Source organism: Peribacillus sp. R9-11 (assembly GCF_031345095.1).
Lineage (GTDB): Bacteria > Bacillota > Bacilli > Bacillales > DSM-1321 > Peribacillus > Peribacillus butanolivorans.
Genome location: NZ_CP133763.1, coordinates 348,336 through 363,148 on the forward strand (window position 1 = coordinate 348,336; position 14,813 = coordinate 363,148).

The 14,813-nt window shown below is 39.2% G+C and carries 10 protein-coding genes and 1 pseudogene; 7 read left to right on the forward strand and 4 right to left on the reverse strand.

What is annotated here, in order from left to right; genetic code table 11:
• Window positions 1-12 precede the first annotated feature (12 nt).
• On the reverse strand, window positions 13-1,647 hold the full coding sequence (locus RE409_RS01775) for an acetolactate synthase large subunit (RefSeq protein ID WP_201188379.1): 1,635 nt from the start codon (window positions 1,645-1,647) through the stop codon (window positions 13-15).
• Window positions 1,648-2,345: 698 nt separating this feature from the next.
• On the opposite strand from RE409_RS01775, the gene RE409_RS01785 reads away from it, so the two are divergent.
• Window positions 2,346-2,513: a hypothetical protein gene (locus RE409_RS01785; protein WP_162878727.1), complete on the forward strand. Its 168-nt coding sequence runs from the start codon at window positions 2,346-2,348 to the stop codon at window positions 2,511-2,513.
• A gap of 280 nt (window positions 2,514-2,793) precedes the next feature.
• On the opposite strand, the gene iadA is transcribed toward RE409_RS01785, so the two are convergent.
• Together iadA and RE409_RS01795 are read right to left on the reverse strand one after the other, a co-directional pair.
• A complete protein-coding gene (gene iadA, locus RE409_RS01790) occupies window positions 2,794-3,966 on the reverse strand; it encodes a beta-aspartyl-peptidase (RefSeq protein ID WP_201222362.1) in 1,173 nt (390 codons plus the stop codon).
• Window positions 3,967-4,014: 48 nt separating this feature from the next.
• Window positions 4,015-5,436, reverse strand: coding sequence for a YfcC family protein (locus tag RE409_RS01795; protein ID WP_201222360.1), 1,422 nt, complete (start codon window positions 5,434-5,436; stop codon window positions 4,015-4,017).
• A 274-nt stretch (window positions 5,437-5,710) separates the two neighbouring features.
• Here RE409_RS01795 and RE409_RS01800 point away from each other — a divergent pair, with 274 nt between their 5' ends.
• Window positions 5,711-7,750, forward strand: coding sequence for a sigma 54-interacting transcriptional regulator (locus RE409_RS01800; protein WP_309558409.1), 2,040 nt, complete (start codon window positions 5,711-5,713; stop codon window positions 7,748-7,750).
• 2 nt (window positions 7,751-7,752) lie between these two features.
• Here RE409_RS01800 and RE409_RS01805 read toward each other — a convergent pair whose 3' ends face one another.
• The gene (locus RE409_RS01805; protein WP_309558411.1) at window positions 7,753-7,902 is read right to left on the reverse strand and encodes a hypothetical protein; all 150 of its coding nucleotides are present in this window, start codon (window positions 7,900-7,902) and stop codon (window positions 7,753-7,755) included.
• Window positions 7,903-8,389: 487 nt separating this feature from the next.
• Here RE409_RS01805 and hutP point away from each other — a divergent pair, with 487 nt between their 5' ends.
• The 5 genes and pseudogenes from hutP to RE409_RS01830 form a co-directional block, all read left to right on the forward strand.
• Window positions 8,390-8,854 (forward strand): histidine utilization transcription antiterminator HutP, encoded by a 465-nt coding sequence (hutP, locus tag RE409_RS01810; RefSeq protein WP_053348919.1) that lies wholly within the window; start codon window positions 8,390-8,392, stop codon window positions 8,852-8,854.
• Between the two features lie 317 nt (window positions 8,855-9,171).
• On the forward strand, window positions 9,172-10,683 hold the full coding sequence (hutH, locus tag RE409_RS01815; protein ID WP_201188389.1) for a histidine ammonia-lyase: 1,512 nt from the start codon (window positions 9,172-9,174) through the stop codon (window positions 10,681-10,683).
• Between the two features lie 194 nt (window positions 10,684-10,877).
• On the forward strand, window positions 10,878-12,536 hold the full coding sequence (gene hutU / locus RE409_RS01820; protein ID WP_201188391.1) for a urocanate hydratase: 1,659 nt from the start codon (window positions 10,878-10,880) through the stop codon (window positions 12,534-12,536).
• A gap of 13 nt (window positions 12,537-12,549) precedes the next feature.
• Window positions 12,550-13,848, forward strand: coding sequence for an imidazolonepropionase (hutI, locus tag RE409_RS01825; protein WP_201188432.1), 1,299 nt, complete (start codon window positions 12,550-12,552; stop codon window positions 13,846-13,848).
• A gap of 119 nt (window positions 13,849-13,967) precedes the next feature.
• Window positions 13,968-14,078: pseudogene (locus RE409_RS01830) on the forward strand (hypothetical protein); the annotation flags it as partial.
• Window positions 14,079-14,813: the final 735 nt, after the last annotated feature.

Genomic DNA, 14,813 nt, shown 5'->3' on the forward strand with positions numbered 1-14,813 from the left:
TAATACATGGTTTTATAATTTACAAATATAATCACCCAGTGTTTTCGAAAGCTCTACATTTTCCGAGTAATCGACATCTACATCTATCAAGACAATCTCCTTACTCGCAACAGCTTCTTCTAATGTGTGAAGCAATTCATCGGAATGGGTTACTTTAACCCCTTTAACACCAAAACTTTTAGCGAATTCTAAAAAGTCTGGGTCTGTAAATTCAATCGCATTCGTACGATCAAACTTATTCAATTGCTTCCACTCGATTAGTCCGAATTTTGAATCATGAAAAATGACAATCACGAAGGCAAGACCCAGACGTTTAGCAGTTGCCAATTCAACACCATTCATCAGAAATCCACCATCACCTGTGACCGCAATGACAGGTTTATCAGGTTTTGCCAGTTTGGCCGCAATGGCACCGGGAACCGCAATACCCATTGATGCAAAGCCATTAGAAATGATGGTGTGATTAGGTTTTTCCGGCTGATACATCCGGGCAATCCATAATTTATGGGCACCCACATCCGAAATGACAATGGCTTCCCCTTTTTCCGCCTTTTTCAAATCGGCGATAATTCGCTGAGGGATGATAGGGCTTCCTGATACTTCATCTGAAGAATGAAGCTTTTCAATAATCTGAGACCTTAACCTTTTCACTTCTGGCCAAAGCTCTTTTTCTTCAACTTCAGTAGTCAAGGCTTCAAGTGACTCTGTAACATTACCGACCAATTCAGCTTGAAGAGGGTAATAAGCATCAATCTCAGCTGGTCTGGCATCAATATGAATAATCGGATTCATCGCCTCATCGTTCCAATATTTTGGCAAGTACTCGACGAAATCATAGCCAACGGTGATAATGAGATCGGCCAAATCAAACCCGCATAGAACATAATCCCTTGCTTGCATCCCTACTGTATAAAGGGTCAATGGATGGTCGGAAGGTAAAACCCCTTTGGCCATGAACGAATTCACAACTGGAATTTGCTTCGCTTCTGCAAATTTCCGCAAGGCCTCTGTAGCTCCATCACGGATCACGCCATTGCCAGCTAGAATAATCGGCTTTTTAGCGCGATTGATTAATTCTACGGCTTTTTTGATTTCTGCTTCGGCAGGGCGGGATCTTGGCATTGGTGTAACTGGTAGTGGTTCACCTTCTGTATCCATCATTGCCACATCTTCAGGGAGCTCGATATGAACAGCTCCTGGCTTTTCAATGACAGCTGTCTTAAATGCTTTACGGATAATTTCCGGAATCGTATGTGGCACCTTAATTTGTTGATTCCATTTCGTTACTTCCTCAAAAACTCCAATAATGTCCACATATTGATGCGACTCCTTATGAATGCGATCAAGGCCCGCCTGACCTGTGATGGCGACAACAGGTGAATAATCCAGATAAGCATTGCCTATCCCGGTTAATAAATTGGTTGCACCCGGTCCCAATGTGCCCAAACAAACACCTGGCTTTCCAGTTAGCCGACCATAGATGTCTGCCATAAAAGCAGCTGCTTGTTCATGATGAACTAAGATAAATTTAATATCAGAGCCTATTAGAGAATCAACTAAATCCGTATTTTCCTCACCAGGTATTCCAAAAATATACTTAACTCCTTCATTCTCTAAACATCGTACAAACAAATCTGATGCCTTCAAACTATTCCCTCCTCAACCAATTCAATTTCTTTCCTTATATGTTGGCACTGCTTATGAAATATTATGTACCTGAGTGTTTTAAAAACCATTTCGTCTATTTATGAATGCTTTGACAAATTCAGAAGCATCACGCCATACTACGGAATTACTCAGTACTAGGAAGATTAGTATTTTTCAGCAAAAATCGGTCCAGAAATGCGGCACTATTCTTTTAATGGTGATAATGAAGGGAAGTTGTTTTAAAGGAATTACTACAAAAATATCGTAAATGCTCAAAGTATATGTGAGAAGTAGTTACGCGTGGTTTTATTGATGAAGAAGCCCTTTTTATTGGAATGATAGGTCGCCAAAATTTGCCGAAGAAGAAAAAATACGATAGATAAACAAAGCTGATAACCAAAAGATATATCTTATTAAAGGATCCGCTTTTTTCGCAGTGCGAGGAAAATGGGGGGATGAGGAATCGTCTGCTTCCATATTGCATGTAGAAGCGTGCTAAAAATATCGCTTCAGGTAAGCTGTTCACCCCTGGCAGGTTTGTGATTGCTTTTCGATGGGAGCTGATCTCGTAAATATTGCGCGTGGATTCATGAAATCCGTTAGAAAATAGGTGTAAGTTAGTAAACAGTGAAATTAAATCATAATTTTTTTTCGCTGGAGAAAACTAAACGAGCAAGAATAGAAAGGGGAGAATAAGTATGAGTCGTGGTAAAAATTTTAATCACAAAGAAAAAGGACATCCTGGAAACTTACCTAATAATAGAATAAGCGAAGAGAAGGAACACAGTCGACAGTATGAACAGATTGAAGATATTGTTACACATGAAGCTTTTAAAAATCGGGAAAAAGAGGACGAGATGCCTTAATTTACTCAGCAAATTAATCGGGTGGAATACAATGGTTAGATATTTGTGGAATAATCGCTAATTAGATTGATAAAACAAGGCTTGTGTCCCATCAAAATATTTAGACTTTTAAATATTTCCCGTTCGTAAAAGTACAACTTTTTTGAACGGGTATTTTTGTTTAAAATAGGTAGATTTTACGTTCGTTAAAGTTGAGATACACTTTTGTATGCCTGTAGTTTTGTAAACATAGTGGCATCGCTCAGAACCTGCTTTTCTCCTAAAAAATCTTGATCTATTCTTATTCAAACGTTCCTTTTATTAGCGGAACCTGCTTTTCTACCATCACTTGTCCTCTTGCCATTACTGTGTCGATTGTCAATGTTTCCTTTTGCAAAAATACGATATCGGCATCCTTGCCGATTTGGATACTGCCCTTGCTCGAAAGCTTTAGCACTTGTGCGGGGTTCGTGGTGATGACCTTCAGAGCCGTTTCCAGCGGGATGCCTTCCTCTAAAACAGAATCACGCACTTCGTGATATAGCGACGATACTTTTCCTACTTGTAGGCCTGCATACTCCCCATGGCTGTTAAAGAAGGGAAGGCTTGCTTGCCCGTCTGAAGAGAAGGTGATGTGTCCGACTGGAACCCCTTCTTCAAGCATCATGCGCAAGCCCATACTGCACTTCACTTCGCCTTCCTCCAAAAATTGAGGAATGGTACTTGTGGTAAAGTCTACATATCCGCCTCGCTTCGCGTAATCAATTCCCGCCCTGAATAATTCTTCATTTCGATTGATATGTGTCGGATGGAGCTGCCGAATCGGAATGTCGGTTTTATCTGCAATTTCATGCAGCAAGGAAAGCTTTCCATCTCCGTCCCCTACATGAACTTCTAATATCCCAGCTTTTCCTGACAGGATACCGCCATTGCGTGCCGCAGCGGCGACTTTAGTCAGTTCCTCAAATGTGGGTTCTGATGATCTATGGTCGGAGATTGCAATCTCTCCAACACCGATAATTTTATCGATTAAAATAATATCGTCTTCGATTTTTCCCGTCAATGTTTTTACTGGCACTTGATAGGAGCCTGTATGAATAAAGCAGGAAATCCCCTCTTCTTCAAGCGCCCGCGCCTTGGCAAGAAGGCTTTCCATTCTACGGGTAGTTCCGTCCGTACCAAGTAAGCCGACCAGCGTTGTAATACCTGAAGTAGTAATATCAGTGAGCATCAGCTCGGGGGTGCGGGTTTTGAATCCGCCCTCGCCCCCTCCACCGATAATATGAACATGTGAATCTATAAAACCCGGAACAACCAAAAGATTAGTCGCATCAATGATTTGTATAGGGGCAAAGTTGTCAGGAATCTCGATTCTGTCATCTATAAATGCGATTTTATCGTTAGTAATCAATATGTCTTTCCGTCCTAAGTAATTGGGTGAGTATATCTCGCCATTTTTAATTAAAGTAAGCAATTCGGTTCTCCTCCTGTAAATACTGTTTCTTTCTTGTAAATACTGCTATCAGAATGGACCATACCCGATGAAGTGGGCTATGATAACAGCTATTAACCCGATGAGATATTGAATGAGCACCAGCGGTAAAATCCACTTCGCCCACTTTGTCCAAGGAATGCCTGCGATTGCTAATCCCGCCATTAAGGTGGTAGCGGTCGGGAAAATCATATTTCCGATTCCGTCCGCAAAAGAGAAAGACAACACTGCAGTTTGGCGCGTAATATCCAATAAGTCTGCGAGCGGCACCATAATTGGCATTGTCAGCATCGCATGACCGGTGCCGGACGCTAGTATAAAATGAATTAGAGTTTGGAAGCTGTACATGCCGGCAACGCTTAAAAAGGCCGGGATATGCTGGATAGATTCAGCTACTTGATGCAACATAGGGTCGACGATATGGCCCTCATTCAATACGACAAGAATGGCACGTGATACGCCGATTATCAAAGCGCCGCCGAGCAAGGCAGCAGATCCATTAGTAAAGGAGTTGACAATGTGATCTGCAGACAGTTTTCCGATGATTCCAATTACGATTGTCAATACAATGAATAAGGCAGCGATTTCTGTCATGTACCATTGGAACTTGATGACTCCAAACGCCAAGACGATATAGTTAATTAAAAAAGCTACTAAGATGAGCTTATGTCTCGCTGTTAACTTCGCACTTGATTGCAGCAGGTTTTTCGCTTCTTCTTTTGTATATTTTCCGTAGATTCCTATAGAAGGATTTGTCTTTACTTTCATTGCGTAACGATAGATATAAAGAACGGAAACCAGATAGACAATAACAAATAAAATAAGGCGGAACCCTATGCCTGAGAACATCGGCAATTCTGCGATTCCTTGGGCAAGTCCAACTGTGAATGGATTCATGACGGCAGTCGTAAATCCTGACATTACCCCTACTATGACAATGGCGGTTCCTGTAATTGTATCGAATCCCAGAGCCAACGCCAGGGGAATGATAAGTGGAAGGTAAGCCAGTGTTTCTTCTGCCATCCCCATTAAGGAGCCGCCTACAGCGAAAAACAGCATCACGACAGGAATCAATAGCTTTTCACGCGTCGCCAACTTCCGAGCCATTGTCCCGATAAGCACATCAACCGTACCTGTTGCTCTTAAAACACCGAAAAACCCTCCGATAATCAATAAGAAAAAGATAATATTTCCGGCTTCTACCATTCCTGTGTGAATAGCTTTTATCATATCGAACAATCCGACCGGTGCAGATTCTATCCATTTAAAAGAATTGGCGTCTACAGTTGCTCGTCCATCCGCTTCAATCCTTGCATATTCCCCAGCCGGCAAAATGTAAGTGAATAGAGTTGCTATTGCGAGAATGCAGAGCAGTAATACAAAAACATTGATTTTTCTCTCTTTTTTTCCCGCTGTTCCAAGCGAAACAATCTTTTCTTGTGATTGGCTCATACGTGTCTCTCCTTTGTCTTTAAAATAAATGCATGGAACTAAAACGCTTACAAAATAATTCCGGCCTAGAGACTATCAACTTTTTTTCTCGTATTCTGCTGTTTTCCTCCTTTTCAAATCCATAGGCACTTCACTGATTTTTATATGCAAAATCTGTGCCAATATTGGTAGATTGATTTTTATGAAAACTTTAGGGTTGGGTTATAGTTTAAGGTCATTATTGGTTCTTTTTGGTGATATAATAGAACCAATTTAAAGACAGGTAGGTGTTTTTATGTCGAAATCCTCACTTACTCTTATAGCGGGAAGTGCAAAAACAAAGCAAGCCTTGCAGGAACAGCTGGAACAATTGCTGGGAGACTATGTTCATGTTAAAAGCCATGCTACCGATGAGGGAATGCCACAGTCACTGGAAGATAGAATTATCTTGTATTCATCAGATACCGCTTATGATAATTCAAATGAAATGTATAGCGTAAATGCCGAGAAAATAATTGTGGGAAAGAGAACAGTTAATCATGAATACATTGACAAACTTTTAAGAATACCTGATGGTTCAGCAGTTTTGGTGGTGAATGATGATGATGATGCCACTATAAGTCTTATTGAATCCTTATATCAGCTTGGTGTCGATCATGTTCAATTTATCCCATTTCGGAAGGGGATATTGTTTTATGAGGATGTCCAAATTGCCGTTTCACCAGGGGAAATACATCTGTGCCCCTCTTACATAAAAGAAGTAATCGATATAGGCGTTCGTCTTTTTGATATAACAACAATTCTGGAAGTTGTAGAATGCTGCGGTTTGAACAAGGATATATCCTCTAAGATTTCAGAAAGGTATATTAGCAATATCATTGAATTACAACGTAAGCTGTTATTAGCGGAGCGGGATGCCAAGCAGATGAGCGAGCACATCCAAAATGTGTTGGGAACTGTCGATGATGGAATATTGGTCGTTAATGAGGAAGGACGGATTACGGTATTCAATAATCGGCTTGCGGCATTGTTTCATGTGGATGCACAAGATGTGGTTAATAAGTATTTAGAGCATGTAATGAATCGCCGGGATATTACCGATTTCATCATGGACGGTAGGGATGAAAGCAAGTTCTTCGACATAAACGGCGTGGACGTCGTAATTTTTCGGTTGCAAATGATGAAAGAAAATACAATTGTCGTAACCTTCAAGAGTGTACATCAAGCCTTTGAAATAGAAAAGACAGCACAAAGAGAAATGCGAAATAAAGGATTTTATACGAAATACTGCTTTGATGATATTATCGGTGAGGATGATGTAATGAAAGATCGTAAGCAGATTGCTAAGAAGCTTGCCTTGTCAGAGCATCCGATTTTGATTCAGGGTGAGACAGGAACAGGAAAAGAACTGTTTGCTCATGCTATTCATGAACATTCATTGCGAAAAAACGGGCCATTTCTGGCTGTGAACTGTAGCGCATTAACAGAAACTTTACTTGAAAGCGAATTGTTCGGCTACGAAGAGGGAACATTTACAGGAGCGCAAAGGGGAGGCAAGAAAGGTTTATTTGAATTGGCGGATAACGGGACTATCTTTTTGGATGAAATTGGCGACATAAGTCTCACAGTTCAATCACATCTGCTGCGCGTTTTGCAGGAGGGGGAAATCCGCAGAATTGGCGGCAGAAGAATTATACCCATTAATGTTCGAGTGATTACTGCAACGAATAAAGATCTTCAAGGAAAGATGCGTGACGGTTCATTCAGAACAGACTTGTTTTACCGGCTGAATGTACTCAATCTCTACATTCCGTCACTCAATGAGAGAAGAGCGGATATTCCGCTTTTGATAAAGCATCTCATCACAAAGAGTGGGAAGTGGGTAAAGGTAGAGCAAGACGTACTGGAGTATTTCATGCAATATAATTGGCCAGGCAACATAAGGGAACTGAAAAGCACAATTGATTACATGCTGACGGTTTGTGAGGGAAATGTTGTGACGAAAAGAGACCTTCCGTTCATGCACGGACAAGCGGGAGACAGTGTGACGTCCGAATATTCCGCATGTGAAAGTATGCTGGAAATGCAGGAGCGTGCTTTCATCTTGGAAGTAATCAAGCAATACAATGAAAAAGGAAAAACGGCGAGCAGAGAGCTAATATCAAGTCAAAGCAAAGAATCGGACTTTGTCTTGTCCCCTCAGCAGGTCCGTCGCCGCTTGGATATTTTAGAAGGCGAAGGATTTGTGGTCAAAGGTAGAGGACGGGCCGGCACGAAGATAACTGCTGCCGGAATAGAGTATTTATATTTTCTTAAGTCGAAGTGTTCAGTGTAGTGCTAAAGAAAAATGATTCCTGCATGTTGCTTTTGGATGAAAATGAGATAAACATCCATTAATTGATTGAGTTGGATATAACGATAGGTTACTCCAATATTTGCAAGTGAAACATAAAACAACTTTTTCAACTTCGTGATTTCCTTTCCCAATTAAAATAGATATTTCACAAAAGCAAAAAAACTTCGCAAAAAAGAAATACGATGATTTCTTCATGCCAAGTTCCATTCTATACACTAATAACTAAATTGGATTCTTGTTTTATTTACTTGAGTATTCTAAAGTAACTCAAATATCTAGTAATTGAAAATTTCAAAATAATAATTCAAAAATCTTCAGATGAATTATACTTTTTTTCGGCCCGCATTTGTTCTATTCTTTCGGAAACAATTCTGAACATAAGATGCAGTGATACTCTTTTTTCTAATTCCAATTTAGGTATTTATAAATGTAAATCAGTCATTAAAGGCTGTGTTATCTGAAACTTCAGAATCGACTAGATTATATCTATTGAATAAATAGTTGTCAACATCGTTATGTATGCGCTCACATGAGTATGGTCATATACAGATTGACAACTTATGTATCCTAAAGTATATACTTATTGAGTCTTAGGGAAAATAAAGGGGAGGGACATCTATGAATAATCAAGTTAGCCAGATCAATAATTTTTCTATGGGGAAATTAACTTCTTTATTGGTTCTCATGCATAATACTGAAATGGTAAAAGAAATTGAACAAGAACTTATATCTAGAGGGTGTCAGTATACAGTTGGAAAAGTTGGTGCCATGGATTTATCTAAAGTAGTTTCCGCGATTGAGACGAGTGCTAAAACAAACAATGTAATAAATTCTAATTCGTATAGAGAGGTTCATGCTCTTTATCATGCAATATTAGAGGCGATGCAAGGAGTAAGCAGAGGAACCCTACAATTAGGCGATATTTTGCGTACTGTTGGTTTAACATTTTCAATTGTTAGAGGAAATATTGACTTTTCTGGATACAATGGAGAATGGATTAGTGTATTTGTATATGGAACTATAGGTGCTCCAAAAAAAGGATTCGAACATGATGCATTAGGATTTGGATTTAATCATATATAAAAAAACGACCCAAATTATTTAAGTTTCAAATAATTTTTAATATTTTTAGAAAAACAATTGACAAAACATTCAGATAAGGCGATACTATTATTAGGTGCCATACTAGTTATACTTTAAGTCGTACACCTTAAAGTATATAGTCATTTAGGTTTTATAGTTATTTAGGATTGATTTCAATGTTTAAACTTATAGTTAAAGCCCATAGTTAATAGATTATAGGGGGCTATATCAAAAGAGGAATACATTTCTCTTTTGATATAGCCCCCTTTTTATTTTCAAAAAGTAAGGTGATTTTATTATATAAAGGAGTGATGATAATGTTTATTCAAATAGACGGGAATTCATTAACGTATGATCAAATTCATCAAGTTATTCATGAGGGTTATTCCGTTAAAATTAGTAGTGATGCTCTAGAAAATATAAAGAAAAGCAGAAATATAGTTGAGGAAAGTATTATCAACAACAAAGTAATCTATGGTGTTAACACAGGATTTGGGAAATTTAGTGATACGGTAATTTCAAAGGATGATTTAGCTGACTTACAAATCAATTTAATTCGAAGTCATGCTTGTGCCCTTGGGGAGCCATTTTCTTTGGAGGTAAGCAAAGTTATGCTGCTTCTCAGAGCGAATGCATTAGCAAAAGGATTTTCAGGCATTCGTCTGGAAACTCTGCAGTTACTAATTGATTGTTTAAATCACAATATTGCTCCTGTTATTCCAAGTCAAGGGTCATTAGGAGCAAGTGGTGATTTGGCTCCTTTATCACATCTAGCATTACTATTAGTTGGAGAAGGCGAAGCTATTTACAATGGTGAAAAAATGCCAGGGGGAGAAGCACTAAAGCAAGCAGGTCTTGAACCGATAAAATTACAAGCAAAAGAAGGCCTAGCTTTAATAAATGGAACTCAAGCTATGACAGCTGTGGGTGTAGTTGCATATATGGAAGCTCAAGAGCTTGCTGATCTTGCAGATGGTATAGCTGCGTTAACATTAGAAGGCCTTCAAGGAATTGTTGACGCTTTCACTCCAGAATCTCATTCAGTAAGACCTTATCCAGAACAGCAAAAAGTAGCTGGAAGAATTCTTTCTTATCTTGAAGGTAGTCAATTAACAACCACTCAGGGACAAATTCGAGTACAAGACGCTTATTCATTACGATGCATACCACAAGTACATGGTGCTGTTCAACAAGTTTTAAATTATGTAAAAGAGAAACTAACCATTGAAATAAACTCGGCAACGGATAATCCATTAATATTCTCAGATAGTGGAAAGGTTATCTCTGGAGGCAACTTCCATGGCCAACCGATTGCTTTCGCAATGGACTTTCTTGGTATAGCAATGTCAGAAATAGCAAGTATTTCTGAAAGACGAATTGAACGATTGGTAAACCCTCAACTAAATGATTTACCAGCATTTTTAAGTCCAGATCCTGGTCTTCAATCAGGTTTAATGATTACCCAATATGCTGCTGCATCATTAGTTTCAGAGAATAAAACATTAGCTCATCCTTCTAGTGTAGATTCTATTCCATCCTCAGCTAACCAAGAGGACCATGTGAGCATGGGGACAACGGCTGCACGTCATGCTTACCAAATTATTCAGAATAGTCGCAAAGTCCTTGCTATAGAAGCCATTTGTGCTGCTCAAGCTGCAGATTTTAGAGGCTCAAATAAGTTAGCACCTGAGACAAAAAGAGTTTATTCAAAAATAAGAGAAGCTGTTCCAACTATTACACAAGATCGTATCTTCTCACTTGATATTGAAAGATTAGCTAAGTTACTAAAAGAGGACGTACGGGAAGTTAATTATCAATTGATGCATTAATAAAATTACATGAATATTTTTTTTTTATAGGGTTTCTCAAAGGGTAATTATGACACCTAAACATAAAATTCATAAAAAATGATGCTTTTTATGAATTGTGTCTCAGTATAGTTTTTTCTAAGAAATTATTAGTTTCTATAAATTCAAAGAATCTAGTTTCAGATATTTTCATGTTAATAGGGGAGGAAATATAAATGAAAACTGAACAAAGAGTAATTAGAGCACCTCGTGGAAAAGAACTAAACACTAAAGGGTGGGTGCAAGAAGCTGTTCTTCGTATGTTAATGAACAATTTAGATCCAGAAGTAGCAGAACATCCAGAAAAGCTAGTTGTATACGGAGGAATCGGAAAGGCTGCACGTAACTGGGAAGCATTTGATCGTATCGTGTCAACTTTAAAAGACTTAGAAGAAAATGAAACTTTATTAGTGCAATCAGGAAAACCTGTTGCTGTTTTCAAAACCCATAAAGATGCACCACGTGTCCTTTTAGCTAATTCAAATATTGTGCCAGCATTTGCTAATTGGGATAAATTCCATGAACTTGATAAAAAAGGATTAATGATGTACGGCCAAATGACGGCAGGAAGTTGGATCTACATTGGAAGTCAAGGAATTGTACAAGGTACGTATGAAACGTTTGCTGAATGTGCGAATCAACATTTTAATGGCGATCTAGCAGGTACTATTACCGTAACAGCAGGGTTGGGAGGCATGGGAGGAGCTCAGCCTCTAGCAGTTACGATGGCAGGCGGCGTAGTGATTGGCATTGATGTCGATCGATCACGCATCGAAAAACGGATTGAAACTCGTTATTGTGACGTCGTGTTAGAAAACTTAGATGAAGCGATTGCGTTAGCTGAAGAAGCAAAGGATGCAGGTAGACCTCTTTCGATTGGTTTAGTAGGGAATGCGGCCGAAGTTCTTCCAGAAATGCTTAAACGTAACTTTATCCCAGACATTGTGACAGATCAAACTTCTGCACATGATCCGCTAAACGGTTATTTACCAGTAGGGTTTACTTTAGAGCAAGGGGAAATTTTACGTAACAACAATTCAGAAGAGTATGTAAAAAAATCAAAAGCAAGTATGGCCCAACACGTGCAAGCCATTTTAGATATGCAAAAAAGAGGTTCAATCGCTTTCGATTACGGCAATAATATTCGTCAAGTAGCGCTTGATGAAGGAGTGAAGGATGCGTTCGATTTTCCAGGATTTGTGCCAGCCTATATCCGTCCTCAATTTTGTGAAGGAAAAGGACCTTTCCGATGGGTTGCCTTATCAGGAGATCCAGAAGATATTTACAAAACAGATGAAGTGATTCTACGCGAATTCTCATATAATACGCATCTTTGTAACTGGATCAAAATGGCGAGAGAAAAAATTGAGTTCCAAGGATTACCAGCACGTATTTGTTGGTTAGGTTATGGAGAACGAGCAAGATTCGGGAAAATTATTAATGACATGGTTGCATCTGGAGAGCTTTCAGCACCTATCGTCATTGGAAGAGACCATTTAGATGCCGGTTCTGTTGCTTCACCAAATCGTGAAACAGAAGCAATGAAAGACGGAAGTGATGCTGTATCAGATTGGCCTATTTTAAATGCATTAGTGAATACAGCAGCAGGAGCAAGTTGGGTATCTGTTCACCACGGTGGTGGTGTGGGTATGGGTTATTCTCTTCACGCTGGTATGGTAGTTGTAGCAGATGGAACGGAAGATGCTGCACAACGTCTGGAACGTGTCTTAACAACAGACCCTGGTATGGGTGTTGTTCGTCATGTTGACGCAGGCTATGATTTAGCGATTCAAACTGCAAAAGAAAAGGGTATGAACATTCCATCATTAGATTAAGAGGAGTGAAAGCATCGTGAAATCAATTACGTATATTAAACGTGCATCGCAAGTGGTGACGGTTAAGGGTGGCAGTAAGGAACCTAAGCGTGGCCAAGCCATGTCAGACATCGGTATCATTGAAAACGGAAGCGTTATTATAGAGGGTGGAACGATTACATTTGTTGGGTCAGATGTCGAAGCTGAACAATATATTTCAACTATAGATGGAAAAGTATCAACGATTGACGCCTCGGGGAAAGTCCTAACCCCGGGGTTGATCGATCCCCATACACATCTTGTATTTGCCGGAAGCCGTGAAAAAGAACTAGAAATGCGGTTAAACGGAGCGAAGTATATTGATATTTTAAAAGCCGGTGGAGGTATCCTTCAGACCACAACAAGTACAAGAGAAGCATCCGAAGAACAATTAATTGAAGAATCGTTGAAACGGTTGAATCGTTTTTTACAATATGGTGTTACGACTGTTGAATCTAAAAGTGGGTATGGATTGACACTTGAAGATGAATTGAAACAGCTTCGAGCAACGAAAAGGCTGAACGAGCAGCATCCAATTGACCTTGTTTCTACTTTTATGGGAGCTCATGCTATTCCGGTTGATTATAAGGAAAACCCAGATGAGTTTGTGCGTCTTGTGATCGAAGAAATGATTCCGAAGGTTGCCGAAGAAAACCTAGCTGAGTTTTGTGATGTTTTTTGTGAAGAAGGAGTCTTTACGATAGAGCAGTCTGAGCGAATTCTTGAGGCAGGAAAGAACTTCGGATTAAAGCCTAAAATACACGCTGATGAAATTGTCCAATTTGGTGGGGCTGAACTTGCAGCAAAGGTGGGAGCTGTTTCAGCAGATCACTTATTACAAGCTTCTACTGAAGGAATTAAGCAAATGGCTGAAAGTGGAGTGATTGCTGTCTTATTACCAGGAACTGCTTTCTTTCTTATGGAAAAGCCTGCAGATGCAAGAAAAATGATCGAATCCGGTGTACCTGTTGCTCTTTCGACAGATCGCAATCCAGGATCATCTCCTACTGAGTCATTACCATTTGTCATGAACTTAGCATGTTTGACGATGAAAATGACACCAGCAGAAGTTTTAACGGCTTGTACGATTAATGCAGCTCATGCAATTGGAAGAGCTGATCAAATCGGAAGTATCGAAGTAGGAAAAAAGGCAGATCTTGTTTTATTTGATGCACCAAATTACCAAACGTTACAGTATAACTATGCAGTAAATCTAGTTGATACTGTTCTTAAAAGTGGAAAAGTGATCGTAGAAGGTGGAATTCTGCAAAACGTGCCCGTATCCACAACATAATTGCCCTTCTTTTCATTGACTGCGCTTGCCATTAGTTAGAACCGTATCATATTGAATAGGATACGGTTTTAACTTATTTATCTGTTTTAGCTTTAGGGTTTTATTCGTTTAAATAACTTATTGTACTAGGCGGATCACAAGGGCGTGAAACAGCTACCGCTAAAGGAGTCACTATTTGTATTGAAGAAGCAGCCAAGAGAAAAGGGATTGAGTTAAAAGGTGCACGTGTTACAAATGTATTCAATGCTATTAATATAGAAGTATCTGTTTCTTCATAAAAAGTAAAAACGAACTTCTAAAAGTGTAAGTTCGTTTTTTTTGCCTGAGCGCTCTTTAGCTTCAAAACTCTTGCTTCATCTTCCATATTACACGCACAGAAATAACTACTTCACTTCATTGTTATTGATTCGTTTTTTATTTTCGGCCTTGAGTCTAACTTAGCCGACTCTTCTTTATGACTAGACGAAGGAGTGTAGGCAAGTAGTTGTTCTGGAGACACATAGGCGGATGAGGTCCATTGTGCACCCCTAAAGACCCTCTCAATACCCACTAGATTTATTTAACAGTGACCGCAAAGCGTCCCCATCGCTTGTGGGACAATTTCATTTTTTTAAAAAAGTTTGCAGGAAATTACTTTTGACGTTTCGGTAACGGCTTGAACCGTTGATAGATAAGGGTTTACAGAGGGTAGGTGGCCCTTTTATATGGGGCACCATTCTAACATGCATACGCTAGTTTTCCGCCCCACGTCATTTGAATTTCTATTCATTCTTTGTTAAGGTAATTAAGTACTTCAGGGGTTATATGTTTAGTCAAGTGCAAAGACTAAAGAAAACTCTAAGTGAAAAACCATTTATATTTCAGTTGGTATATGCTGTGTCTGCTAGTTTCCTCAGTTATAATTGTACCTCTTTTCCCTACTTGAAATGCTCAATTTATTAGACACATATTGAATTACTTATGGG